Origin of the sequence: Heyndrickxia acidicola, assembly GCF_001636425.1 — a bacterium.
Classification (GTDB): domain Bacteria; phylum Bacillota; class Bacilli; order Bacillales; family Bacillaceae_C; genus Bacillus_AE; species Bacillus_AE acidicola.
Genome location: NZ_KV440953.1, coordinates 3,319,923 through 3,345,906 on the forward strand (window position 1 = coordinate 3,319,923; position 25,984 = coordinate 3,345,906).

General features: G+C 39.8%; 20 protein-coding genes. 6 read left to right on the top strand and 14 right to left on the bottom strand.

Translation table 11 applies throughout. The annotated features are described in order from the left end of the window. Positions 1-3: 3 nt before the first annotated feature. The gene (locus A5N88_RS15430) at positions 4-960 is read right to left on the bottom strand and encodes an ABC transporter ATP-binding protein (protein ID WP_066267656.1); all 957 of its coding nucleotides are present in this window, start codon (positions 958-960) and stop codon (positions 4-6) included. A 929-nt stretch (positions 961-1,889) separates the two neighbouring features. Here A5N88_RS15430 and A5N88_RS15440 point away from each other — a divergent pair. Next, a complete protein-coding gene (locus A5N88_RS15440) occupies positions 1,890-2,069 on the top strand; it encodes a hypothetical protein (RefSeq protein WP_066267660.1) in 180 nt (59 codons plus the stop codon). 340 nt (positions 2,070-2,409) lie between these two features. Here A5N88_RS15440 and yeiL read toward each other — a convergent pair whose 3' ends face one another. Continuing rightward, on the bottom strand, positions 2,410-3,081 hold the full coding sequence (gene yeiL, locus A5N88_RS15450) for a transcriptional regulator YeiL (RefSeq protein ID WP_066270592.1): 672 nt from the start codon (positions 3,079-3,081) through the stop codon (positions 2,410-2,412). 80 nt (positions 3,082-3,161) lie between these two features. Between yeiL and A5N88_RS15455 the strand changes: the two genes are divergently transcribed. The 3 genes from A5N88_RS15455 (at position 3,162) to A5N88_RS15465 (ending at position 7,806) form a co-directional block, all read left to right on the top strand. Further along, the gene (locus A5N88_RS15455; RefSeq protein ID WP_066267664.1) at positions 3,162-4,355 is read left to right on the top strand and encodes an MFS transporter; all 1,194 of its coding nucleotides are present in this window, start codon (positions 3,162-3,164) and stop codon (positions 4,353-4,355) included. A gap of 310 nt (positions 4,356-4,665) precedes the next feature. Further along, entirely contained in the window at positions 4,666-5,709 is a 1,044-nt protein-coding gene (locus A5N88_RS15460; RefSeq protein ID WP_066267667.1) for a P-loop NTPase family protein, read from the top strand. 558 nt (positions 5,710-6,267) lie between these two features. Then, positions 6,268-7,806: a peptide MFS transporter gene (locus A5N88_RS15465; protein WP_066267670.1), complete on the top strand. Its 1,539-nt coding sequence runs from the start codon at positions 6,268-6,270 to the stop codon at positions 7,804-7,806. Between the two features lie 59 nt (positions 7,807-7,865). Here A5N88_RS15465 and A5N88_RS15470 read toward each other — a convergent pair whose 3' ends face one another. The 4 genes from A5N88_RS15470 to A5N88_RS15485 all read right to left on the bottom strand — a co-directional run bounded on the left by A5N88_RS15470 (position 7,866) and on the right by A5N88_RS15485 (position 13,615). Further along, positions 7,866-8,957, bottom strand: a complete 1,092-nt coding sequence (locus A5N88_RS15470; protein WP_066270593.1) for an acetyl-CoA C-acyltransferase — start codon at positions 8,955-8,957, stop codon at positions 7,866-7,868. Continuing rightward, positions 8,953-10,419: an AMP-binding protein gene (locus A5N88_RS15475; protein WP_066267672.1), complete on the bottom strand. Its 1,467-nt coding sequence runs from the start codon at positions 10,417-10,419 to the stop codon at positions 8,953-8,955. Before A5N88_RS15475 ends, A5N88_RS15470 begins: the two co-directional genes overlap by 5 nt. Positions 10,420-10,466: 47 nt before the next feature. Next, entirely contained in the window at positions 10,467-11,033 is a 567-nt protein-coding gene (locus A5N88_RS15480; RefSeq protein WP_066267674.1) for a biotin transporter BioY, read from the bottom strand. A 389-nt stretch (positions 11,034-11,422) separates the two neighbouring features. Further along, complete coding sequence (locus A5N88_RS15485) at positions 11,423-13,615, bottom strand: glycosyltransferase family 39 protein (protein ID WP_198160299.1); 2,193 nt, start codon at positions 13,613-13,615, stop codon at positions 11,423-11,425. A gap of 1,125 nt (positions 13,616-14,740) precedes the next feature. Between A5N88_RS15485 and A5N88_RS15490 the strand changes: the two genes are divergently transcribed. Next, on the top strand, positions 14,741-15,493 hold the full coding sequence (locus tag A5N88_RS15490; protein WP_066267677.1) for a LysM peptidoglycan-binding and 3D domain-containing protein: 753 nt from the start codon (positions 14,741-14,743) through the stop codon (positions 15,491-15,493). A gap of 297 nt (positions 15,494-15,790) precedes the next feature. Here the strand turns inward: A5N88_RS15490 and A5N88_RS25000 are convergent, their stop codons facing one another. Beyond that, positions 15,791-15,952, bottom strand: a complete 162-nt coding sequence (locus A5N88_RS25000; RefSeq protein WP_157090694.1) for a hypothetical protein — start codon at positions 15,950-15,952, stop codon at positions 15,791-15,793. Between the two features lie 333 nt (positions 15,953-16,285). Between A5N88_RS25000 and A5N88_RS15495 the strand changes: the two genes are divergently transcribed. Further along, positions 16,286-17,476, top strand: coding sequence for an MFS transporter (locus A5N88_RS15495; protein ID WP_066267680.1), 1,191 nt, complete (start codon positions 16,286-16,288; stop codon positions 17,474-17,476). A 443-nt stretch (positions 17,477-17,919) separates the two neighbouring features. On the opposite strand, the gene A5N88_RS15500 is transcribed toward A5N88_RS15495, so the two are convergent. The 7 genes from A5N88_RS15500 to A5N88_RS15530 form a co-directional block, all read right to left on the bottom strand. After that, positions 17,920-18,669 carry a YoaK family protein gene (locus A5N88_RS15500; protein WP_066267682.1) on the bottom strand — a complete coding sequence of 250 codons (750 nt, stop codon included), beginning with the start codon at positions 18,667-18,669 and terminating at the stop codon, positions 17,920-17,922. Positions 18,670-18,750: 81 nt separating this feature from the next. After that, positions 18,751-19,731, bottom strand: a complete 981-nt coding sequence (locus A5N88_RS15505) for an ABC transporter ATP-binding protein (protein ID WP_066267684.1) — start codon at positions 19,729-19,731, stop codon at positions 18,751-18,753. Beyond that, positions 19,688-20,704: an ABC transporter ATP-binding protein gene (locus A5N88_RS15510; protein WP_066267687.1), complete on the bottom strand. Its 1,017-nt coding sequence runs from the start codon at positions 20,702-20,704 to the stop codon at positions 19,688-19,690. The genes A5N88_RS15505 and A5N88_RS15510 overlap by 44 nt, the downstream gene beginning before the upstream one ends. A gap of 7 nt (positions 20,705-20,711) precedes the next feature. After that, complete coding sequence (locus A5N88_RS15515) at positions 20,712-22,265, bottom strand: glutathione ABC transporter substrate-binding protein (protein WP_066267688.1); 1,554 nt, start codon at positions 22,263-22,265, stop codon at positions 20,712-20,714. Positions 22,266-22,296: 31 nt separating this feature from the next. After that, complete coding sequence (locus tag A5N88_RS15520; protein WP_066267689.1) at positions 22,297-23,208, bottom strand: ABC transporter permease; 912 nt, start codon at positions 23,206-23,208, stop codon at positions 22,297-22,299. A gap of 19 nt (positions 23,209-23,227) precedes the next feature. Continuing rightward, positions 23,228-24,169, bottom strand: a complete 942-nt coding sequence (locus A5N88_RS15525; RefSeq protein WP_157090695.1) for an ABC transporter permease — start codon at positions 24,167-24,169, stop codon at positions 23,228-23,230. A gap of 184 nt (positions 24,170-24,353) precedes the next feature. After that, positions 24,354-25,964: a gamma-glutamyltransferase family protein gene (locus tag A5N88_RS15530; protein ID WP_066267693.1), complete on the bottom strand. Its 1,611-nt coding sequence runs from the start codon at positions 25,962-25,964 to the stop codon at positions 24,354-24,356. Between the last annotated feature and the right edge of the window lie 20 nt (positions 25,965-25,984).

The following is a 25,984-nucleotide window of genomic DNA, read 5'->3' on the forward strand; positions in this document are numbered from 1 at the left end:
TCCCTAAACGTGTAACCAGCATTTTGCTGAATGTTCAGGTTCAATTTGAACGTGACTTGGCTGCTGTTTACAAACGTTTGTTGCATGCGGGCAGCGTGGTGCAAACCTGCATCCTTCCGGCATATTACGAAGTGCGGGTACGTTTCCTTGGATTGGTGTTAACCGTTCTTTTGGACCGGCCATTCGCGGAATGGAATTCAGCAGGCCAATGGTGTAGGGATGTTTAGGATTCTTGAATATCTGCCTCACAGTTCCTTGTTCCACTATCTCTCCTGCATACATGACGGCAACATAGTCACACATCTCCGCAACAACGCCTAAATCATGCGTTATAAGTAAAATGGACATATCATTTTCTTTTGCCAGTTTTCGCATCAAATCCAATATTTGCGCTTGAATTGTCACATCCAAAGCGGTAGTTGGTTCATCCGCGATTAAAAGCTTTGGATTGCAGGCCATCGCCATCGCAATCATGACTCTTTGGCGCATTCCCCCGGAAAGCTGGTGCGGAAAGTCATCCACAATCTGTTCTGCCCGTGGAATCCCAACGAGCTTCAGCAGTTCAATCGCTTTATTTCTGGCTTGTTTTGGAGTTGTTTTGCTATGTAGTATCAAACTCTCCATGATCTGAACACCAATTTTATGAACAGGGTTTAATGATGTCATGGGTTCCTGAAAGATCATACTGATATCATCCCCGCGAATTTTGCGCATCTCTCCTTCCGGTAATGAAACCAGATCTGTTCCATGGAGCTTTACTTGGCCTGTTATCTTAGCACTTTGCTGCAGCAGTCTCATAATAGAAAGCGATGTAACACTTTTTCCACACCCTGACTCCCCCACAAGTCCCAGCGTCTGCCCTTGTTTAATTTGAAAAGAAACGTTTTGAACAGCCCGATAATAGGTTTCATCAATTTCAAATTCAATTTGAAGGTTGTTAACATCAAGCAACGTCTCCATTCCTTCACCTCCTTAATCAATCCCATTTTTTATGTGATTACCTTACTTCTTTCCTACCCTGTATCTTTTGTCCTCTATCCTTATCACCACCTGCTTGTGTGGCTATTATAGCATTAGAAAATTCTAAATATATTAAAAATTCATTAGAAATTAAATTTCATTTCTTTCATTTCATACTGTTAAAGGGACTTTTCCCTTTATAGTTCTAATTTGTAATGATTATATTGGACTCCATAAAAAAACATTCCTATGATAGGAATGCTTCGTAACATCATTATTATTAGCTGTTTTCGCACAGAAGATTGTTTGTTTTATCATAGGTTCTTGCTCGGCTGTGAATAAAAAAATAAGGTGAGTTGATACTACTGTTATTCACTCTATAGTAGCTAGGTTCAAAGAAAGCAAATGCTAAAAATTAGCAGATACCCTAAAATACCAGGTCAACAATATGAGGAGTTTTTAAATGATTTTCTCACTTTATTTTTTTCTTTCATGGCTCATATTGTACTTAATGGCATTTATAAAGTGTATTTCCTCTTTTAAGCATTTGTCTTTTTTATTTCTCGTGCTGCTTTTAATTCATAACCATCTCTATATTCTCATACCTGAGAATTGGAAAGGCTTTACCCTAAGCAATAAAGTAAATTTGTATTGGGCTTTTCTATTATATAAAACCATAATTGTTCCTTGTTCTTTAGTCATTATCTATAAAGAAACAAGCAAAAAACTGGAGGGCGCCAAATTAGTCTTTCTTTCCTCCTTCATCTTTGCTGTCATTATGTCTTTGATGGATTTATTAAGCCATTTATTAAAGGTATTTCAGTATAATTGGTGGAATTTTTACTGGTCCTTCTTTTATTTTGGAGGTATCTCCTCTCTAACACTATGTTTATTACTGATGTTTGGCAGACTGGAGGACACAAAAGAATATGATTGCTGAAAAAGCATTTGATGTAAATGATTGGGTTGTTCTATCGAGCGGTGCCATCCTTTGGTTGATTATATTTTTTCTTCCTAAAAAAATAAATCGTGCTGATACTATCTTAATTATGCTATACGGAGTAACCGTTGCAAGCATTTGGGATAATTCCTTCGGTACAAAACATTAGATTTTTATGATATTATGGACGGCCCTGCCTATGATGTGATGGATAGTTTTGTTTATTTTCTTTATCCGCCATTTGCTTATTTTTTTGTCTATGGCTATCAACTCTTACATTTAAAAGAAAATGGAACGGCAATGTACATCATCATCTGCTCTCTTCTGGCTATCTTATATGAAAAGGTATTAACATCCTTGCACGTTTTTACCTATAAAAATGGCTTTAATATTTTTTATTCCTTTTGCATTTACCTAGTCACCCAAAGTATTCTACTTGCATTTGTGAAGCAGTTAAATAAGAATCATTGAAAATGCCCTTCCATCATCAGAGAGAGCTTCTTCGTAAGTCAACTATTTCTCAACATTAAAGCAAGTTCATTTAGTTTGTCATATTGCTGAATGAGATAATAGCGTCCTTCCTTTTTCAAATATCCCTTATCGCAAAATTGAGCAAATACATGCAATAGGTGGCGGTAGGAAACGCCTAAAAAATCACAAACCGTTACATGCTTTTCCTTATAGATCCTTTCATCTGCCGTCTGAAGAATAAAATCCGCGAGCCGATTTTCAAGTGGAAAGGCAAGGCTTTGCGTATATTTTGCAGCAATTTGTGTAGCCTTTTCACTTAAAAATTTGGTCAGTTCCCGCAGGAATTTCGGGTCTTCCAGCATTTTTTCGCGACAGCGATTAAAAGGAATAGCAAAGCAAATCGTTTTAGCAGATGTTTGAATCCCTTTTGTATAATAAACCTCATTTAATAATTCCATTTCCCCAATATAATCCTTCGTGTTAATAAAATTTATAAGGGAAACCTTCCCATTTTGATGGGTCACATAAATTTTCGCTTTTCCTTCGACGACATAAAATAAAAAATTTGGGCGCATGCCCTCTCGAATGATCCATTCATCACGCTTATACTCGTGCACTTCAATAAATTCCTTAATCGGGAAGGAAAACAAATGCTCTATAGAGTTTTTCTCCAAAAAACACTGCCTTTTTTCATTTTTATAAATATCCATCATTCACCTCAAAATATGAGATATCTCCTATTATTGTCTATATCCCCATGGTATCATGCTAAACATGGAGGGGAAACAAAATGAACACACAACGCTGGATGAGCAGTCGATTTTTCAGCTTTTATATGACGTGGGGAATCTTTCTGCCTTATTGGACAGGATGGATGATTCATGTAAAAGGCATCACGGTGGAACAAGCGAGTTTAATTATGAGCTTAGGCCTTACTGCAAGAGGTCTTTCTACTTTAGTTGCCTTTCCTGTATTATCAGGAAAATTCAGCAGTAAAACCTTATTAAAGGTTGCGGCAATCGGAACACTTATTGCCATTGCTTGTTGTATTCCGGCAGGCTCCTTTTCCAGCTTACTTGCCGCCACCATCCTTTTACACTTTTTTTATCCAACACTGATGCCTGCCTTAGATAGTGCAGCGGGTGTCCTTGTCCAAAGTAATCAGTTAAGACATTATGGAAAAAGCCGCTTGTGGGGATCCATCGGGTTTGTTGCATCCGGGATGATATTAACCGCATTTACAGGAGCTTTTGAAGACACATTGATTTTATGGGGGCTGTTACTGGCCACACTGGTATTTGTCTGTCTTACATTTATGCGGGCGCCCGATGTTTTATCAGAAAAGCCTGCAGCCACCCAAATCCAAAAAGGCGGATTGCTGGCTTTATTTCGCATTAAGCACTTTGGTTTGGTGCTGATCATTGTTATTTTATTGCAAGCAGCACATGCCTCCTATTACAACTATGGCTATATTTTTTTACAGGCAATCCATGCACCTAAATACTTAATTGGTGTGATTATCAATATTGCTGTAATGGCAGAAATCATTTTCTTTTCCATTGCAGATAAAAAATTTCATAAATATTCAGCAGGTGCCTTGCTGGCACTGGCAGCACTGGGTTCATCAGTGCGTTGGATTTTAGTCTTTGCATTCCCAAATGTTATTGTTTTTTGCCTTGCACAAACCCTGCATGCATTTTCCTTTGCGATGGGCCATTATGCGTTTATGAAATATTTAATTCGAAATATTCCGCACGCACAAATCCCAAAAGCACAAGGTATCTATTCAGCCCTGGCACTTAGCTGGAGCACGGCGGTATTTACAATTTTCGGCGGCTACTTATACCAAATCGAACCAAGATACGCCTTTTTAGGGATGATTGTTTGTACCATACCATCAATGCTTCTTGCACTTTTGTACCGGAAACTGGAATTAAAAAAGAAATCTGTTCAATCAATCAGCTATATACAAAATGAAGCTTAATTTCAAGATAAACTACTGTGCAACTGCCAGGCCCAATGATATAAAATAAAAATCATTGGCAACCCTGGACAAATGTACAAAAGATGCCGAATCCACTATTTAAGAATTAGGAATGCGGCATTTTTTTATTTAGGCTCTTTTTACTGCTCGTTTTTTAGCCCATTTTACAGTAAAGAAAAAAACAAAGTCCTTTAACAAAGCCTATATTTAAAAACAGAAGATAAGATTCTAAAAATAATTACTTTTCAAAGTAATTTATTATTGCTTTTTAGCGTAATTAATTTTACTATATAATCAGGAGGTGTAAATATTGGAAAATTTAAGATTAAATGTATCACTTCTTCGCAGGAGGGTTCCAAACCTTACTACTGCAGCTAAGTCGATTGGTTTACGTCCTGCAACAGTGTCTAATTTATGTACTGGAAAAATCCCAGTAGGACGCTCAGAGGTGCGTACTTTAGTGGCCTTGGCTTCATTAGCTCAATGCAGTTTAGATGAATTAATTCTTAAGGGGGATTCGGTTGAGATGATTGAAACAAAAATAAAAACGTTAGATTTGTTCTCACCCATTGCAAAAGGCGGAACAGTCGGTTTAATCGCCCGGCCTGGATTGGGGCAGCTTGTAGTCCTTGGTGAATTGTTTTATAGGCTTAAAAAAGAAGGATATTCGATTATTTTGTTAAAGCCAGAGGAAAATCATCCGGAAATTAACGATATTATTGACTTTGCCGATGTGGTGGTTGACTCTATCGAAGAAGCCTACGAACAAACCGTTTCCCTTGGCACTAAAAACGATGTCATCTTTACAGCCGATCGCTCTCATGTTCTTACGGGAGATATTTTTAAACTGCAGGAACAGTTTCAAAATGTAAATATCCAAACGGTTACGACCTTCCTTCTTGATTTAAAAGGAACAAGTGTGGACGAAGACCTTCCTTATGGGCCGCTCGAAACAGCCCTGTACTTCGATGCTGACCTGGCAGTACGCCATAAATATCCTGCCATTAACCCCATTTTTTCTACATCTTCTGTATTAGAAGGTGCGCACCTAGACCAAAACCACTTAGTGATTCAACAAAGAGCCCAAAAACTATTACGCCGATATAGAGAGCTGCGCTCAATAGTGAATGTTAAAGGATTAAACGGAATTCCTTCGTCTGAATTAGAAACGTATAATCGGGGAGAACGACTAGAAGCCTACCTCACCCAGCCATTTTATATTGCAGAGGAGTTTACAGGAAAAAAAGGAGAATCAGTCGATCTAAAGGATACCCTAAATGATGTACGGAAAATATTAGATGGGGCAGCCGATTCAAAGGATATAGACTCCTTTATTTTTATTGGAAAGATGTAATGAATGTTTCGGCAGCAGCCTGCATCCCATGCTGAATGAATGATCATTTTCCGGGCTGAAAAATGAGAGAGTATCTCCTATTTTTCAGCCTTTTCTTCTTTCTAAAAGACTTCCCCTTTATCCCGCTTCACCATGCCTAAAGGTACTCTCCCGCCTCTATTTCTGGATACTCAAAAAAGTTTTTTTCTCAAGGAATACGCCCATCCCCTAAGATGTAAGCGCTTAATATTTCGGTTTTCAAAGTTTTTAAGAATAACATATTTGATTTCTCTCTCATGGAGGAATGTATATTAAAAAAGCCAGTTGAATCCAACTAAAGTGCTAGAATCAATCATTCTTAGAGCAAACGGTCAATATTCATCATAAAAAAACATAGTAGCAGTACTTTGCTTATACAAAAAAGAATTATTATATCAAAAAAACAAATAAGAGCTATCCCAAATATCGAAAATATCAGAAAATATAGAGTGTAATTAAAGTAAATTCTTCTAATTTTCAATAGTTATTGACAAAATTCGACTATTAAAATATTATTTTAATATACAAGGAGGTATGAATATGTCGTCAACTGCAAATAAACAGAAAATTCCGCAAAGCACGCCACAAACGTCGATAAATAGACAGAAAATTGTGGATAGTGTTCCTCAAAAAGGTTTTTTTGGCCATCCTAAAGGTTTATTCACTTTATTCTTCACAGAATTCTGGGAGCGCTTTTCTTACTATGGTATGAAGGCTATCCTGGTCTACTATATGTATTATTCCGTTTCAAAAGGCGGCTTAGGCTTCGATCAGCAGACAGCACTATCCATTGCATCCGTATACGGCGCGCTCGTATACATGTCAGGAATCATCGGAGGCTGGATATCTGACCGACTCACAGGTGCTACAAAATCCGTATTCTACGGCGGAATATTAATTATGTTTGGCCACCTGGCATTAGCCGTTCCTGGAAACATCTCCATGTTTTTCGTTTCAATGATTTTAATCGTAGTGGGTACAGGATTGCTAAAACCAAATATTTCAACCGTTCTAGGAGAAATGTACGATATTAATGATGCTCGTCGCGATGCCGGCTTCAGTATCTTCTATATGGGTGTTAACCTTGGAGCATTCGTTGCTCCGTTGGTTGTAGGAACAATCGGAATGAAATACAATTTCCACTTAGGGTTCGGATTGGCTGCAATCGGTATGTTCCTTGCATTAGTGGTTTACTTCTTAACAAAGAAAAAGAATCTGGGTCTTGCTGGTTCATTTGTAACAAACCCAATGAAACCGGAAGAAAAGAAAAAAGCTTTCACTCAAATCGGCATTGGAGTTGTTATTCTCGCCGTATTAATTATCGCACTTGTTTCAACTGGAAACTTAACGATCGATTCCTTTATTAACATTGTAGGTATTTTAGGATTTGTTATTCCGATCATTTATTTCATCTTTATGTACCGCAACCCGAAAGTGACAAAAGAAGAGCGCTCTCGCTTAATTGCCTATATTCCGCTTTTCCTTGGAGCTGTTTTGTTCTGGTCTATTGAAGAGCAAGGTTCAACCATCCTGGCAGACTTTGCTGACCAAAAGACTCAATTAAACTTTGCCGGTATGCATATTTCGCCAGCATGGTTCCAGTCTTTAAATCCATTATTTATTATAGTATTCGCGCCAATTATTGGTGCGATTTGGGTAAAGCTAGGCAAAAGGCAGCCGACATATACTCAAAAATTCTCTTACGGACTATTACTAGCAGGTTTATCATTCATTGTTATTTTAGTTCCAGCTTTAATTGGCGGTTCCCATGCACTTGTAAACCCATTATGGCTTGTGCTTAGTTACTTCCTATGTGCAATTGGTGAGCTGTCTTTATCACCTGTGGGACTATCTGCAACAACCAAATTGGCACCTGCAGCTTTCTCAGCTCAAATGCTAAGTCTATGGTTCCTAACAGACGCTGCAGCACAGGCACTGAATGCTCAGCTTGTTAGGTTCTACACACCACAAAATGAAATGTCTTACTTTGCTGTCATTGGTATAGCATCCATTGTACTATCCCTTATTCTTTTTGCACTTTCACCAAAAATGCAGAAGTTTATGAAGGGAATTAAATAATTCACAAAAACCCGGGTCATGAACTCGGGTTTTTTGTGTGAATGGCTTTGTTAAAGGACTTATATTACCTCGAATAGAACCGCTACTCCTATTCCTCCTCCACTTCCAATTGCGGCCAGTACATATTTTAAATTCTTTCGTCTTTGTACTTCATAAAAAAGCCTCGCAACCATGATACTTCCTGAAGCTCCATAAGGATGTCCCAGCGTTAAAGCTCCTCCACATACATTTACCTTTTCATAAGGAATAGAAAGTTCTTTTGTACAGGCGACCATTTTGGAAGAGAAAGCTTCATTTATTTCAAAGAGGTCAATGTCCGCAATCGTTAGGAGGTTTCTTTTTAATAAAGCTTGAATAGCCGGAATAGGCGCTGCTCCTGGATAATGAGGAGATAAACCTGCGACTTCACTATCCAAAAATCTTAAAATGGGCTGTAATCCATGTTTTAGTGCCATGTTTTCTTCCATAATAAGGACAGCCGCGGCCCCATCATGAATGCCGCAGCTGTTCGCTGCGGTAACGGTCCCATTCTTTTTAAATATTGGTTTCGCTCTATTTAAAAGAACCTCCATCCTTCTTTTCCTAGAAAATTCTTCATCTTGGCGGAATTCCCCTATCGGAATCATTTCCTGACTTAAATATCCTTTTTCATAAGCTTCCCAGCTGCGTTTATAACTTAATAGAGAGTATTCATCCTGCATTTTCTTTGAAATTGCATACTTTTCAGCTACATATTCTGCTGCAACACCCATATCCGGGTCTCCCATTTTTTCAGGAGAGAATCTTGCTCTAGACGGAAATGGCGAGGTACTCGTGCTTTCTACTCCACCAGCAATATAACAAGCGCCTGCTCCGCCTTGTATGTAGTAACACGCCATTCTGATGGCTTCTAACCCTGCACTGCATTGACGGTCAATTGTCATTCCCGTTACAGAAAGAGGAAGTTCTGCTTCTAATGCAGCAACTCGAGCTACATTTCCCCCTGGTCCAACTACATTTCCTAAAATGACGTCATCTATCTTTTCTTCCAATCCATTTGCTAATTGTTGGAGGAGAGGAGCTGCAAGCTCATGTGGAGGAAAGTCACGTAAGATTCCCCCCTTTTTTCCAACGGGTGTTCGTTTCGCTTTGACAATTACCGCTCTTTTAATCACTGGCCACCTCACTTTCTATTTGATTGATTAGTTCAGCACGTGCTATCTTGCCGCTCGTCGTATAGGGCATTTCATTTAGAAAAAACCACTTACGAGGGATTTTATAAGAAGATAAATGCATTTTACAATACCTTTTTAACTCTAATTGACTGGCCTTTCCCTTCACTGCCGCAGTCACAATCTGACCCCAATATGAATCGAATAAACCTATCACAGCAACTTCCTCGACATCTGGATGCAAGGAGAGCACATTTTCTATTTCCTCAGGGAAAATATTTATTCCTCCATATAAGATCATATTTTGTTCACGGCCAACAATATACAAAAACCCATCTTCATCAAAATAGCCCATATCATGGACTGTAGCCCACCCCTCATTATCTTGAATAGGATGGATGGCCCTTTCATGGCGGTCAAAGTATCCATTTATCATTAATTTGCTTCTTACATATATTTTTCCGGTCTCATTTTGCTGGGCTAATTCCTGATTTGAACGGCGTATTTGAACCTCTACACCATGGCACGGCTTTCCGACTGTTACAGCTTTCTTAATGCCATCTCTGTCAGAGAGTACAGTAATGAAGCTCAATTCACTAGCCCCATAAAACTCATACATGGTCATATTCGGAAACATAATTCGGATTTTTATTTTTGACCTTTCTGACCATTTAGCACCACTTGAAATTATTTTTATGGACTTATCAACTTGGACTTCTTGTTTCAGGAGTGCTTCTACCATGGTCGGAACGACATAGACCGTTGTAACTGGAAACATTGTGATCGACGATATTGCTTCAATAGGAGAGAATTTTTCTAAAAGAAATACGGTTCCACCTAAATACAAAGTACTTATGGCTCCATACAAAAAATGAGAATGAAATAAGGCACCCAAAATAAGAGCCTGCTCGGATTCATCTAATTCAAAATCAAAACGGCTGCAATTAAAGCTCGCCACCCATGAATCTTGTGAGCGAACAAACGCTTTTGGCTTTCCCGTCGTACCAGAAGTAAATCCAATGTAAAAAGGCAGATTTTCTTCCGTTTCCACTACAGTTGCAGGATTGAACTGAGACATTTCCTTTAAACTATCTTCCAAAATCATGACATTAGGAATCCTTTGTTGGATTTGAGAGTGAATTTCTCTAGTTGAGATAATAATCGAAGGCTGAGAAAGCATCACCCTTTTTTCTAATTCGTTTATTTTCCATTTTAAATCATATGGAACAGCAATCCAGCCTGCCCTAGAGGCTCCTGCAAAGAACTGCAGAAAAGGGATGTCGTTTGGCAAAAGGATTCCAATTGTTTTATTTTCTGAACGGAGAGAATGCAGCCAGTTTGCGGTTTGGTTGATTAATTCATCCCATTTTTGATAACTAATTTGTTGATGATTCGTTTGAATTGCGATTTTGTCGGGGCATACTTTAGCAAAAGTCTTATACATTCCTGTAATATTTCCCATAAAATCTCCTCTATTAAAAAGAGACACATCTAGGTGCCTCTTAAAATTTAGATGTGTTTAGTATAAACTGCTGCAAATGAACGTGAAATAACTGGGTGTTTTCTTAATCTGAAGACTAAAATAGAAGCTAGTATGGCTTTTAAGATGTCCCCTGGGATATAAATTAAACTTAACTTTACAGCATTTAAAACAGGGATTTTCATCATAAATGCTTGGACAGGAATTCCGATTAAATAGACTAATAGGATTCCAACTGTTAGATTAATCAATAAAACATGTTGTATTTTTAAAGCTTGAAAACGTGATAGTAGATACCCAATACAGAAAGCAGTAATAGGCCACGAAATTAAATAACCAACGCTTGGTCCGACAAATACACTTAGACCGCCTCGTCCTCCAGATAAAAGAGGCATTCCAGCAGCTACTAGTAATAAAAAGATTGTCTGGCTCATCGCCCCTAATCTTGCTCCCAATACTCCCCCAGCAAGAAGGACGCCTAGTGTTTGTAATGTAATAGGAACAGGTGTAAAAGAAAGCGTGATAGGCGGTACCAATCCAAGCGCGCCCATGACAGCCGCGAACACTGCTACAAAAGTAATTTCTCTAATTTTCATTTTAATTCTCCTAATAACCAATATGTATTATTTACGTCTATCATAATAAAGAGATTTAAAATATGTCAACTTATTTTTTGTTTAGGTTAACAATTAGCGTCTATTGTTTATTGTTTCTGTAAGAAGTAACCGTATGCATATACAAGAAAAAGCGCAAATGTCTTGCTCATCTGCAAGCTTATTACGCTGGAGTTAGCTGCAAGCGTTTCTCTAATTTTTAAAACGATTTTTATGCTGCCAGGCTGGAAACCGAGTAGTGTTAGAGTTAGAAATCCTCATTTATTAGATAGAAAAAACTGTCTAAAAGATCATATTTAAAATGATTTTTTAGACAGCTTTAAGTGTTTTTACTATCTATTAAATATTACCTAATTTAGTTATATTGAGGTTTATTTTGGCTGTGTCAAATCATAGACAGTGACTCCATCCACTGTGGTTGATTTAAAGCTGTTTTGAACCCACGTGGAGATGGCTGAATTAGATCCTCCACCCATTGGGCCATTTTGGAAATTAGCTCCGGAAATACTTCCATCATTTTTTCCACTTGCAGAGCTGCCGCCCATTTTATCAAAGCCTCTGCCCATGCTAATAAAATAATGAATCTTTCCTTCACTCACGTATTTTTTAAACTGGACAAGTGTTGGTGTTGGGTCACTCCCAGTAAAGCCGCCGATGTCCATGATTGGTTCACCTGTTGCAAGCTGATATGGAGCAGAAGACTGTGAACCTACCGTCGCAGCAACCCAGGTATATTTCGAGGCATTCTGCTGCAGCAATTTCACAATTGCGCTGCCAGGTGTTTCGTCTGCCTCTCCAAAACCACCCTGTTTGACGTTGTCAGGGCTATTCCCTTTAAAATTGTCAGCGCTCTTGCTGACGGATTGCCCGATGGACGGATTGCTTGAATTGTTCCCAGGCGGCATTTGACCTCCTCCAAAACCAGGATTCCCGAACTTCGTATTAGATGACTTCGCTACATTGAATCCTGACGGCATTTTACCGCCCACAAAGCTGCCAGGGAAACCACCGCCACTTGTTGCAGGTCCCGCAGAAGGCATCGAACCGGTATGTGGAGTAGAAATTGTCTCTATTGTGTACGCAAAGGGACCTGCCAGACTTGCTGCCAACCCGGCTGCGGCACCATAAAGCATGATACGTTGGCCAATCCGTGGTCCAACAGTGATCGAAATGGCTGCCACCCCGCCGATTATCACGATTGCTACACGCAGCCATGGGGTCCATGTTGGTGTGCGATCGAGTAAAACAAAAGACCAAACCACCGTTACGAAAATTGCAGCTCCTAAGCCCAAACGTGCTGCCAATTGCTCACGTCGACTCCAGAGAACTTCGACACCAATACCGATGATGGCACCGATTGAAGGAGCCAGTGCAATCGTATAGTACGGATGAATGGTACCTTGGCCAAAGCTGAACACAACACCGGTGACAAAGAACGTACCAGCCCACAAAAGCAGAGCAGGAACTGTGCGATCACTTCTCCAGTGACGGCGTACAAGCCAAACAGCAGCAACCAAAAGAATCAGTACACCGGGAATCAGCCAAGAAATCTGACCGCCCATTTCGGAGTTCAACAGCCTTGTGAGCCCGGTACTGCCTCCGAAATTCCCGCCCATACCGCCAGCATGGTGTTCCATGCCGCCGTTTGGTGTTCCCATGGCTCCACTCGGTGCTCCCATGGCACCTTTTTGGCCGCTCATGCCGGATTCATTCCCTGTAAGCCTGCCCAAACCATTGTATCCAAAGATTAAATCAAGAATGCTGTTTTTCTGGGAACTGCCGATATACGGACGATTTGCAGCCGGGATAAGCTGGACAATTGCCACCCACCAGCCTGCCGATACCACTACAGAAATCGCACTGATCACCATTTGCAGTACACGCCGGCTTACCGATACTGGTGCAAACAACAGATAGACCACTACAAACACCGGGATGACAAAGAATGCGGCCAGCATCTTGGTCAAAAATCCAAAACCAATGAGGACAGATGCCCACACGAGCCACTTTGTCTTGCCTTCCTCAAGTGCCCGAGTAAAGAAATAGGCACTCCCCGTAAGCAAAAGAATCAAAAGCGCATCAGGGTTATTAAAACGAAACATGAGCGCTGCCACTGGTGTCACAGCAAGCACCGCACCCGCAATAAGTGCTGCACTGGCGCTAAACCAGCAGCGGATTGTCATGTATAAGACCCATACACAAGCAACACCCATAAGTGCTTCCGGAATAAGCATGCTCCAGGAACTAAAGCCGAAAATTCGAGCCGACAGCTCCATAATCCACAAAGAAGCAGGAGGCTTATCTACTGTAATAAAGTTTGATGCATCAATAGAACCGAAGAAGAACGCCTTCCAGCTCTTCGTTCCCGCCTGAACAGCGGCACTGTAAAATGAATTGGCCCAACCCGATTGGCCTAGCCCCCATATATAAGCGACTGCGGTCAACACCAATAAGGTTAACAGCACCGGCTTTTCCCATGACGGAGCCAAAGGTCTGATCCGAACAAATGAACCTTCACTCGTCTGTAATGGCTCTGATTTATGTGAGATATTTGTATTCTCCATTTTATTACATTCCTTTCTTTTGGCAGCCATATAACCGTCCTGCCATTTTTGCTAACTCAGATTTATATATTTTTGGAGTACTGTATTTTTTGAACTAAGTTTTTCTATCCGTTCATATTTTACATTTTCTTCAAGGCAGGAAAGGAACGAATTAGTTAAATCCTCTCGCATATGCAACAATCATTTGCTTTAAAGTAGGTTGTTCTGCGACCATAATGTCATCACCAAATCATCTGTATATTTTTTTTGGTTCAGGCTTTTACTTATAAACATCATCCCTAACGATATAAAGCGGATATCCATTCCTCCTCTACCTTTTAACCTTTACTACATTCCATGTCTTTGCTTCGCTTTTTCCGATCATAGAATAATAAGATTTTTTATAATTACTATTGTTTAGGATAAACCTCCAAGCTGAAACAAACTTGAGTGTTTTCTGAAGGTTTCCTGAAAATGAAAATAAATAAAGACTGTTTTCGCATAGATTGTTGCCTTACGCACAAAGGATTATTACGTGTGTTGTCTGTCTTCGTGGCATCTTTTCGTAAGCACTTCACAAGTTTTAATGCTGAACATATATTTAAAATGATAGTTTTGTGTCCAATAGCAACAAAGTTTACGAAAAGAGCCTTAATAAAAAAGGAGAAGTACCTGACATCAGAAAATGCCTTGAGTACTTCTCCTTTTTGTTAGCCAATACGGCTAAATCTGTAAAAGTGGTAATGGTATGTCAATTATAATGTCTTTGCAAAAAGAAAAATTTCTTTTACCTTAGTAAATGTAAAAACCATCATTTACTTATGATAAGGATCACCGTAACGTATCTAATAGAAACTATTATAAAAATCAGTAGTAATTATTGGAAATCAATGGCTTGTATTTCCTTATTCCGTAACATGAGTGTAATAAATAAAAAAGGGCACATAAAAGGCATAGTTATGGGCTTTTTGTTTGAAACGGAGCTTTAGAAATGTCATTCGTCTGATTTTTTCGAAACCAAGAAGTAATATTGCAACATTAATACCATTTATGTTAACAAATTAACATCCCCCTGTTCTTTTTCTCAGAAAATTTTATGTTACCATTAGGAAAACTTAGCAATTAAGGAACATGGAGGGTAAAAGAATGCTTAAAAAAATTATAATGATTATAGCAGTTGCTGTACTCTCAGGAACTGTAAGTGCTAATGTACAAGCCGCAACTATTACAGTAAAAAGAGGCGATACCCTTTGGGGATTATCACGCTTACATAAGACAACTGTTAAAAATATTAAAGAGTGGAATCATCTTAACACCGACCTCATTCACCCTGGAAGATCCCTAACGATTTCACCTAATTCATTACACCAACAAAAACAGTATACCGTTAAACATGGTGACACATTATGGGGAATTGCTAGAAATTATCATGTGAGCGTTTCAGAACTGATGAAATGGAACAAACTTACTAGCGATCTCATCCATCCTGGATTAAACCTTGACATTTTTGGCGGATTAACAACTGCTCAATATACTATGAACAAAGATACGAATGCACCAACTGCTTCAGCAACTAAGGTAGAAGCTGCCTCAACAACAATTCCAAGCTCAAGGGTTGTTACAGTGAAAGCTACAGCATATACTGCTTCATGTGCTGGATGTTCCGGCACTACGGCTACAGGAATTAACATTAAAGCAAACCCGAATGAAAAGGTCATCGCCGTTGACCCATCTGTCATACCGCTCGGCAGTAAAGTTTATGTACCGGGCTATGGTGAAGCAACTGCCGCAGATACTGGCGGAGCTATTAAAGGAAATCGAATTGATGTCTTTATTCCTACTGAACAAGCTGCTCTTAATTTTGGAGTAAAACATGTAAATGTAACCATATTGAACTAAAAAGCAAGACCGAACAATGATAAAAAATCTCTCTGCAAAGCAGGGAGATTTTTTTATATATTGAGGCCACCTCTAAATTATTTCTATTATGATTAGTGCAACTGCACTCCACATATTTATGAATAGTGCTAGAAAAATTCATATTTCAAATAAATTCACCCCCAAAAAACTTATTACATATGGTACGGTTCACCGTCACTAATCTAAATGAGGTTAAAATCTTTTATTTACAACTTAGAGGTTAATATATGTTCTTATTTCTGCTTCACTATTACTTCCTGATAAACAATTATTAGGCTAGTTTTGCTTATAATAGAGTTCACTTTCTCCATCGACTCCTGCCCTTCTTCTTTGTCTCCCATTTGTAAGATCTATAAAAAGCCCAACTTCCTCTACTTCGTCCGTATCGTAAATGGCTGTAAAATATCTTGTGTCTAAAAGTACATAATCAATACACATATTAAATCCATCTATTTGAACTTATACGAAGATTCATTGGTAAAGCAAAGATAATTAAAAGATTGGTCACAGACCGTTTCCATTATTACGTCGACTTGACTTATCATAAAACCGGAAGTTCCCCAATATTAAAGAAGAAATAAGAAAAAATTTAGACCCAACGATTTACTACTAACCATAAATAGAAATAATGAAGGGTAACTAACTAAATTTTAGAGAAAATGTTTTTTTATAAGCGGAGGTTTTCCTCGTAAAAATGTTTTATGGTATGATAATTAGATTGTGTATCTACCAAGTGTTATATTTTATATTCATCTAAGAAAAGAGGTATATATGCACACCACAGAATTATCCAAACGACATTGGTTACTCATCTTAACACTTACCCTATTAACATTTGTTCTCGGGACTAGCGAATTTGTTATCGTCGGGATCTTAACCGATATTTCCTCAAGTCTTCATATGACAAATGCAAAAGCAGGTACACTCGTTTCTGCGTTTGCGATTACATTCGCCATTGCCACACCACTCGTGATGTCAGCAACAAGTCATTTTCCAAAGCGCAAATGGATGTTGTTTTTGATAGGATTGTTCATCATCCTGAATGCTTTGTGTGTGATTTCGACGAGTTACATCATGCTCCTTGCACTTCGGATGATGACGGCGATTGTAACAGGAGTTTTAATCTCTCTAGCCATGATTGTTGCAAGTGAAACCATGCCGATCTCAAAACGTGGACTTGCGATATCATTTGTTTTCGGTGGTTTCACACTTGCCAATGTGGTCGGAGTCCCCATTGGCACTGTCATCGCCGAAAGTTACGGCTGGCATGCCACTTTCGCGCTAACTACTTTCCTGGGTGGATTGGCGTTTTTGACATCATTTTTCGTTTTGCCTAATAAGCTCAGCCAAATACGCAGTTCGATGCGGGATCAGTTTTCTTTATTGATCCAGCCACGAATCTTGATGGCTTTTTTCATTCCTGCTCTCGGATTTGGCGCAACTTATGCCATTTTCACGTATCTTGTTCCGATCTTGAAGGAGATGGAAGCACCAAATCATTTAATCAGTTGGATTTTGTTTGGATACGGATTTATCTCGATTTTCAGCAACATCCTCGCCGGTAAAATTGCCAGCCACAATGCTATCGGACGCCTTCGGTTTGTTTTTCTCGTGCAGGCAATTGTTCTGACAAGTTTATTTTGGACGACAAATCATTTTATTTTAGGACTGGCTAACATTGGATTGATGTCGTTAATGGCCATCCTCTTAACAACATCTACCCAGCTTTATTTAATAGACCTTGCCAGAATTTATCAGCCAAAAGCGACAGGACTCGCTGCTTCACTTATGCCAGTAGCAAGCAACGTAGGTATCGCATTTGGATCAGCATTAGGCGGAATTGTATACCAACAAGAGAATTTAATGAATATAACTTGGGTCGGTGGGGTTGTTGCAGTCTGTGCAAGTCTGCTAACTTTCTTTAGTCATCATCTAGACCAAAAACAAAAGAAACCGTCATAAAAGGGAAACTACGAACGCATTGGCATGCTTCCTATGGTATCTCTAGAAGTACTTGTGATACGGTTCCCCCCAGGACATTTATTATCCATGGAAAGATTTTAAGTGGTAAAGCGAAGAATCTTTTAATAGAGAGAAACAATTACAAATAATATACTTTTTGAACCTCAGATATAATAATAACCATGTAAAAAAAGAGAGAGGCAAGCACAAATAAAATTAGTGAATTGCCTTCCTCTTTTTAACTTAGTAATTTAATTTTCAAAAAATTTTATTTACTTATGGTACGGTTCCCCGTAACGCATCTAAATGAGGTTTTTATTTTTGAGAAAGGTTCACAGCCTTTACCATTCTTGCAGCCTTTTCTCCAAAAAATAAACCCTAGACATCGCTTTTCAAGGGATTACTTTGCAGAATTAATTAAACCTGAATTTGTATGCTATTCTTCAGCCACTTATTGTATTTTCAGATTTTAATCTATTTTTTTGCTGGACTTGAAGTTGAAAATAAACAGATGATAGGACCACGGCAAAGATAATTGCAGCAGGTAGCCAAATTGCCTGTAAATTCCATTTCAATTCGAACGCACCACAAATTGCAGCCCCGACACCATAAATAACTATATCAGCCACCCAAATAAAAATAGAGCTATATGGGGCAGATGGGCTCTTCAAGTTCTTGTTTACCATTTTTGCATTACGTGTATAGATATTCCAAACTAAAGATTCGATGAGGCCGGTAGTCGTACTTGTGATAACAGTTGTCGGGACACCATTTACGCCAATTCTTCTTGCCACAACGCCTTGTACACCCATACCGAAAGAAAGAATGATGACTAATAAAAGTTGGTCAGGGGAATTTACAAAAGAAATAAGAAGACCAAATAAAACAAATGCAGCTAACTCAACACTAAGAGCGACCGTTACGATAGGATTCAATCCAGTGACATTTCGTTTTTTCCTTACTATTATTGCTCCAAAGGCAACGCCCAGAATAAACCCGGATAGTGCCACCACATAACCTAATGGTTTCAATCCATTTGCATGTACAATTGACAAACCAAGAAAAACTGTATTCCCGGTCATAGCTGCTGTTAAAACTTGTCCAAGTGCAAGGAAGCTGATTGCATCCGCACACCCCGAAGTCATAGTTAGTAATATTACCAGTAAATTTGCAGCTGTTTTAGATGAATTCATAAATTTCCCCTTCTTAAAAGAAGGCAACTAACCTTAGGGGAGAGTTGCCTTCCAATACATTTTGTTTTTTGTAAAGTAAAATTAAACTTCATGACAGGCTACAAAATGGTTGTTCTCAACTTCACGCCATTCAGGGCGTGCCTCTTTGCACCGGTCTGTTGCAATTGGGCATCTTGTATGGAAGGCGCAGCCCTTTGGCGGATTTGCCGGGTTTGGCATTTCACCTTGCAATCTGATTCTTTCCCTTTTAGCACCTGGTACAGGACGAGGGATTGCAGACAATAACGCTTTTGTATATGGATGCAATGGATTATCAAATAACTGCTCCACTGGTGCCAGTTCAACGGTGTTTCCCAGATACATAACCAGGACCCGATCACTGATATGGCGTACGACACCAAGATCATGGGAAATAAACATATAAGTTAAGTTATGCTTGTTTTGGATATCTTTTAAAAGTTTAATTACTTGAGCCTGAACAGAGACATCCAATGCAGATACTGCTTCATCACAAACGACTAGGGAAGGATTCAGGGCAATCGCCCTGGCAATTCCGATCCGCTGCCTTTGCCCGCCGCTAAATTCATGGGGATAGCGGTCATAATGTTCCGGTTTTAATCCTACCTCTTGTAACAGTTGAATGACTATTTCTTTACGCTCATTGTGCGGCAGGTTTGTATGAATAATAAATGCTTCTTCAATGGCTTGCCCAATGCATTGCTTCGGATTTAGCGAGGCAAAGGGATCCTGAAAAATCATCTGCATTTCCTTTTTCAACGCTTTTAGCTTTCGGTGTGGCAAGCCGCCAATTTCCTGGCCTTTAAAATTAATGGAGCCCTCTGTCAAAGATTCAAGTCCGAGAACGGTTCTTCCGAAGGTAGACTTTCCACAACCGGATTCCCCAACAACACCAAGAGTCTCACCTTCGTACACATCGACAGTGACATTTTCCACCGCTTTGACATGCCCTTGAACCCGCTGCAAAATACCGCCCTTAATAGGATAGTACTTTTTTATATTACGCAGTTGGAGCAGAGGCTTTTGCTGCAGCAACTTCGTCATCTTGTGCCACCTCCTGAAGCCAGCATTTTACTAGATGTCCATTGTTTAAATCAAACGTCTTCGGTTCTTGGCTCCGGCATTTGTCGGTTGCAAATTCACAACGCGGATGGAAGCGGCAGCCATTAATTTGTTCATTCATATTGGGTAATGTACCCGGAATAGGTTCAAGATTATGTTCTTTGTCATCCACGTTAGGTACCGATTTAAGCAGCCCTCTTGTATATGGGTGCTGCGGGTTGTTAAAAATGGTTTCAACATCCGCTTCTTCGACCTTTTCACCCGCATACATAACCATAACACGATCCGCTACCTCTGCTACGACACCCATGTCATGTGTAACCAGAATAACCCCCATACCAAGCTGGTCTTTTAATTCTTTTATGAGATCTAATATTTGTGCTTGAATCGTTACATCTAAAGCTGTTGTTGGCTCATCGGCAATTAAAAGTGAAGGTTTGCAGGCCAGGGCAATGGCAATCATCACCCTTTGCCGCATCCCGCCGCTAAGTTCATGGGGATATTGTTTCATTCTTTTTTCCGGATATGGGATTCCAACCTGTTTTAATAACTCAATTCCCTCTTTGTTGGCTTCACTCTTCGATAGGCCTTTATGAATCATAAGCGATTCACGAAGCTGGTACCCCACAGTAAAAACAGGGTTCAAAGCCGTCATTGGCTCCTGAAAAATCATCGCCATTTTATTTCCGCGCAGTTTTCTAAGTTCTTCTTTTTTAAGGTTAGTCAGCTCGGTTCCTTCAAAATTAATACTGCCTTCGGCAATTTCACCATTGCTTGGAAGAAGTCCCATAATGGTGAGCGACGTAATACTTTTGCCGCAGCCTGACTCACCGACAATACATAATGTTTCCTTCCGATCTACTGAAAAGGAAACCCCGCGGACGGCTGAAAGTTTCCCATCAGCCGTCTTAAATTTTGTAACGAGGTTTTCTACCTGCAATAATTTTTGTGCCATATAAACCCTACTCTCTAGTAACGTTATTTAAGAACCATTGACCTGTAGGATCGAGTTTAAAGCCTTTTACAGATTTATCAACTGCAGCTGATACCATTGCGTGGTTCATAACAATCATCGGTGCATCGTTAATCGCCATTTTATTTGCTTCATCCAATAGTGTCTTGCGCTGATTTTGGTCAACTGTTTCGCGGGATGCTTCTACCAGCTTATCAAATGCCGGATTATTGTAACGAACTACATTGCTTGCATTAATATTTTTAGAGTCAAGGTTTGGATACAGAAGCTCACTTCCGTCTGCAGTGCTGTTTGTCCAAGCAAGGAAAGTCAAATCAAAATCGCCCTTTTTGCTTACATCCAGGAAGGTTCCCCATTCAAGAAGTGAAATTTGGGCATTAATACCAACCTGTTTTAACTGAGCCTGAACAATTTGTGCCATTTTTACATATCCAGGTGTGTTTGCAACCAGCATTTTTAGCGGAGCGCCGTTATAGCCGCTTTCTTTAAGCAATTGTTTTGCCTTTGCCGGATCGAAGTTATATCCTTCTTTTTCAGCAGATGGATCATAACCGAATACTTTTGGACCGATTATACTATTGGATTGGATTCCAAGGCCACCAAGTTGTTTAACATAAGCAGAACGATCGATTGCATAGGCAGCGGCCTGGCGGAATTTTAAATTATTCATTGGGGCCTTATCCATATTAAAACCAAAGTAATACATAGGTGTTCCGTCTTTTTTAGTAATGCTTACATTGCTCATTGATTGGAGCCTTGGAAGAGTTTCTGCTGCTAGATTATCAATGAATTGTACTTGTCCACTTTGAAGCATAGATACTTCCGTATTAACATCCGGAACTACTTTAAACGTTACTTTTTGCAGTTTTGGAGTACCTCCCCAATAGTCTTTATTGGCTGCTAAGGTGATGTGATCTCCTGGTACCCATTCAACAAATTTAAATGGTCCTGTTCCTACCGGTTGTTTGTTTAAATTTCCTGCTTTATCTGCTTTTGGGCTTACAATGGAAGCATTATCATGGGACAATGCGGCTAATAGGGCACCGTAAGGTTTTTTTGTTTTAATGACCACCGTATAAGGATCCTGTACGGTAACGGTATCAATTGAAGCCAATAGTGATGCACGAGGTGCAGCCGTCTTTGGATCTCTGAATTTATCAAAATCGTATTTTACAGCGTCAGCGTTAAATGGAGTCCCATCCTGGAATTTAACTCCTTTTCTAAGCTTGATTATCCATGTTAATGGGTCCGGATTTGTATAAGATACAGCTAAATCCGGTTCAATTGCCATTGTTTGCGGGTTGCGTTTAAATAATGTTTCATAAACCTGGTCTATGACATGTGCGGAAGCATTATCATTGGTTTGGATAGGAGAAAGTCCCACCGCATCAGTTGTCGTAGCATAGGTAATTTCTTGCGGGACAGTGCTTGCAGAATTGGTATTTCCACTTGCACTTGATGAAGTACTGCTGCTGCATCCTGCTAGAGCCATTGACGAAATAGTAATTGCTGACAAAGTACCAAGAAGCCATTTATTTCTCATTTTTCTTCCCCCTAAAAGAATTTTAATAGATTTAATTATTAATCTTCATGCTAGGATCAAGAGCATCACGCAATCCATCTCCCAAAACATTGAAACCAAAAACAACCAGCATGATGGCGATACCTGGAATCACTGTCAAGTGAGGGGCTTGCCACATGTATGCTTGTCCTTCAGAGATCATCGCTCCCCACTCTGGCGTTGGAGGCTGGGCCCCCAGCCCTAGGAAGCTGAGCGACGCTGTTGAGAGAATGGCCGTTGACATTCTCATTGTTGCATCAACAATTATAGGCGCCATGCAATTCGGTAAAATATGTTTGGTAATAATTCGGGCGTCACTGGCGCCAAGGGATTTCATCGCCATTACGTACTCTTGTTTTTTTACGGATAATACGCTTCCCCTTACGATTCTTGCACAAGAAGGAACAGACCAAATACTAATTGCGATAATAACATTCATTAAGCTTGTCCCTAAAATCGCAATGATTAACATGGCCAGCAGAATTCCGGGAAAAGCAAACATTAAATCTACTATTCTCATAATAATTCCGTCAAGTTTCTTATAATAACCGGAGAGTAAACCTAAAGTGATGCCGCCAATTAAACCAAAGACAACGGAGACAATCCCGACAACCAATGAGATCCTTGCCCCAAAAACAATTCGGCCCCACTCATCTCTCCCGTAATTATCCGTTCCAAGCCAGTGACCATGGGAACCGGCCGGAAGCAGGGCATTCGCAAGATCTTGATGTGTTGGGTCATAATGGGTTAACAATGGGGCGAAAATGGCCATCAATGCCTGCGCAATAACAATTATAAGACCGATAACGGCAAGCCGATGTGATACTAAACGTTTCAAGACAGATATGAAACCATTATTTTTCTTTTTTTGTTTACTGCTGACGGTTGGTTGTACAGCACCTGCTGTCGTTGTTTCTACAGACATCCATAAGTCCTCCTTTCTATTAATCGTAACTGATTCTAGGATCAACGAATGTATAAATGATATCGACAACCAAGTTAACAACTACAAATATAGTGGCAACTAAAAGAACGGATCCTTGAACCATCGGAAAGTCCCTTGATGAAATGGCATTAATCATTAATCTGCCAACACCATTTACAGCAAATACCTGTTCAGTTATAATCGTTCCGCCTAACAGGGCGCCAAAATTTAAACCAATAACAGTAATAACAGGGATCATGGCGTTTCTGAGAGCATGAATGCCGATAACCGCTTTTTCTTTTACACCTTTGGCACGGGCAGTGCGAACATAATCTGCCCGAATAACCTCGAGCATTGTTGATCTGCTCATCCTTGCAATCATCGCTGCAGAGCCGGTTCCCAATGTAATGGCCGGGAGTGTTATTTGTTTAAACCAATCAATGGACCCAAATGGAGAATCAAGCCCTCCAACAGGAAGCCATTTTAGAGTTACAGCAAACAATAGAATTAAAAGGGTGCCAAGCCAGAAGCTTGGAATAGATATCCCTGCTAAAGAAACGACAGTACTTGAAAAGTCAAACCATGAATTTTGTTTGATAGCAGAAATAATGCCTGCACCTACTCCGATAATAACTGCAACGATTATACTGGCAACTGCCAAACTCAGAGTATTCGGAAAACGGATTGCAATAGCTGACGCTACAGACTGTTTTGTTTGAAAGGAATACCCTAAATTTCCATGAAGCAGTCCAACAAGATAATGCCAATATTGAACAAGTATAGGATCATTCAAACCCAAACTTGCCCGAATAGCCTCCAAATCCGATTTAGTTGCGGTAGGCCCTCCAATAATAGCAGCAGGGTCGCCTGGGGCAAGATGCATACTCATAAATACTAAGAATGAAATTCCCAAGAGCAATAACACTAGCTGAAATAAACGCCTGATAATTAAACCAAACAATAGTCTCCCCCATTCCATTTTAAATTAAATAAAAGCACTATCTTTGTTTAACTAAGACAGTTAGCTATTAAATTAGGGCTGAATTTCGCTTTGGGCATAAAATTATGAAAATTTATAATAGATTAATGCTTATTCGGATACTCATAGAGTAGTATTCTATTATCTTTTTATTGTTAAAAGGAATCTACCATGCTGCAACAGCCCCATCTGTTCGTTGTTCCGTTCCACCCATGAGAACGCCTGTTATCGGATTACGCCAAATGATCTGGCCGCGTCCAAAACCCCCTGAGTCTAGTGCGACTTCAATGTCATGGCCTTTTGATGCAAGCGCCTGGGCAATATGCTGTGGAAAACTATGCTCAACCAGGACTTTTTTGCCCTCAATCCACTGCCACCTTGGAGCGTCTAATGCTGCTTGTGGATTTAAATGGAAATCAATCGTATTCATAACAACCTGTAAATGTCCTTGGGGCTGCATATATCCGCCCATCACTCCAAATGGCCCGACTGCCTCACCACCTTTGGTTAAAAAGCCTGGTATAATGGTGTGGTATGTCTTTTTGCCCGGCTTGAGTGAATTTTCATGAGTTGAATCTAATGAGAAGTCAGCACCGCGATTTTGCAAGGCAATTCCTGTACCGGGAACTACGATACATGACCCAAATCCCATATAGTTGCTTTGAATATAAGAAACCATATTGCCTTCTTCATCAGCCGTTGCCAAGTAAACAGTTCCCCCTTTTGGAGGTGTTCCTGGTTCAGGAAGAATAGCTTCCTCTCCTATGAAGCGGCTGCGTGTACTTGCAAATTCCTCAGAAAGTAGACCCTCAACAGAAGCTGACATTTCCCTCGGATCGGTAATATATTTTTTGCCATCAGCAAATGCGAGTTTCATAGCTTCAATTTGTCTATGATAGGTTTCAACGGATTCTTTTTGATTGAATTCAAATCCTTTTAATGTATTAAGGGCCAATAATGCCACGAGCCCTTGACCGTTTGGCGGAATTTCCCAAACATCATAACCTCGATAATTAACGGAAATAGGCTGGACCCATTCAGGAGCATATTCAGCTAAGTCATCTGCAGACAAAAATCCATTATACTGTTTGGAGTAGCTACCGATTTTTTCGGCTAATTCTCCACGGTAAAAGCTTTCTGAATTTGTTTCACCAATCGAGCGAAGCGTGCTGGCATGATTTTTTGAGCTCCACATTTCACCGATTTCAGGTGCCCGCCCTTGTGGAGCAAATGTATCAAACCAGCCTTTATATTCATCACCTGTAAATTTCCTTTTAAATATCTTATAGGCATATCCCCAATATTTCCCTAATATCGGAGAGAGTGGGTAACCATTTTCAGCATAATCAATTGCCGGTTTCAGCACTTCTGAAAGCGGCAGCCTGCCGAAACGTTTTGACAATGCAGCCCAAGCGGATGGAGCGCCGGGAACTGTTACTGGAATAAGTCCATGTTTTGGCATTTCCTCGAAGCCTCTTTCTTTGACTGCTTCAATGGATATACCCTTTGGGGCTGGACCGCTCGCATTTAAACCGTGAAGCTCTCCTTTTGTCCAAACAAGCGCAAATGCATCTCCGCCAATACCATTGGCAGTTGGCTCAACAACTGTTAAGCAGGCAGCCGTTGCTATTGCAGCGTCGATCGCATTTCCACCTTTCTTTAAAATATCGAGACCTGCTTGTGCTGCAAGTGGCTGTCCCGTTGCTACCATCCCTTTTCTTGAAATAGTTGCCATTCGTTTTGAAGCGTAAGGATTATTTAAGTAATTAAATGACATACAGCAAACAACCTTTCGTA

Bases quoted from the DNA above. Each gene is read 5' to 3' on its own strand.
- A5N88_RS15430 (WP_066267656.1), bottom strand. From the start codon at position 960: ATGGAGACGTTGCTTGATGTTAACAACCTTCAAATTGAATTTGAAATT.
- A5N88_RS15440 (WP_066267660.1), top strand. From the start codon at position 1,890: ATGATTGCTGAAAAAGCATTTGATGTAAATGATTGGGTTGTTCTATCG.
- yeiL (WP_066270592.1), bottom strand. From the start codon at position 3,081: ATGGATATTTATAAAAATGAAAAAAGGCAGTGTTTTTTGGAGAAAAAC.
- A5N88_RS15455 (WP_066267664.1), top strand. From the start codon at position 3,162: ATGAACACACAACGCTGGATGAGCAGTCGATTTTTCAGCTTTTATATG.
- A5N88_RS15465 (WP_066267670.1), top strand. From the start codon at position 6,268: ATGTCGTCAACTGCAAATAAACAGAAAATTCCGCAAAGCACGCCACAA.
- A5N88_RS15475 (WP_066267672.1), bottom strand. From the start codon at position 10,419: ATGGGAAATATTACAGGAATGTATAAGACTTTTGCTAAAGTATGCCCC.
- A5N88_RS15480 (WP_066267674.1), bottom strand. From the start codon at position 11,033: ATGAAAATTAGAGAAATTACTTTTGTAGCAGTGTTCGCGGCTGTCATG.
- A5N88_RS15485 (WP_198160299.1), bottom strand. From the start codon at position 13,615: ATGGAGAATACAAATATCTCACATAAATCAGAGCCATTACAGACGAGT.
- A5N88_RS15490 (WP_066267677.1), top strand. From the start codon at position 14,741: ATGCTTAAAAAAATTATAATGATTATAGCAGTTGCTGTACTCTCAGGA.
- A5N88_RS25000 (WP_157090694.1), bottom strand. From the start codon at position 15,952: ATGTGTATTGATTATGTACTTTTAGACACAAGATATTTTACAGCCATT.
- A5N88_RS15495 (WP_066267680.1), top strand. From the start codon at position 16,286: ATGCACACCACAGAATTATCCAAACGACATTGGTTACTCATCTTAACA.
- A5N88_RS15500 (WP_066267682.1), bottom strand. From the start codon at position 18,669: ATGAATTCATCTAAAACAGCTGCAAATTTACTGGTAATATTACTAACT.
- A5N88_RS15505 (WP_066267684.1), bottom strand. From the start codon at position 19,731: ATGACGAAGTTGCTGCAGCAAAAGCCTCTGCTCCAACTGCGTAATATA.
- A5N88_RS15510 (WP_066267687.1), bottom strand. From the start codon at position 20,704: ATGGCACAAAAATTATTGCAGGTAGAAAACCTCGTTACAAAATTTAAG.
- A5N88_RS15515 (WP_066267688.1), bottom strand. From the start codon at position 22,265: ATGAGAAATAAATGGCTTCTTGGTACTTTGTCAGCAATTACTATTTCG.
- A5N88_RS15520 (WP_066267689.1), bottom strand. From the start codon at position 23,208: ATGTCTGTAGAAACAACGACAGCAGGTGCTGTACAACCAACCGTCAGC.
- A5N88_RS15530 (WP_066267693.1), bottom strand. From the start codon at position 25,964: ATGTCATTTAATTACTTAAATAATCCTTACGCTTCAAAACGAATGGCA.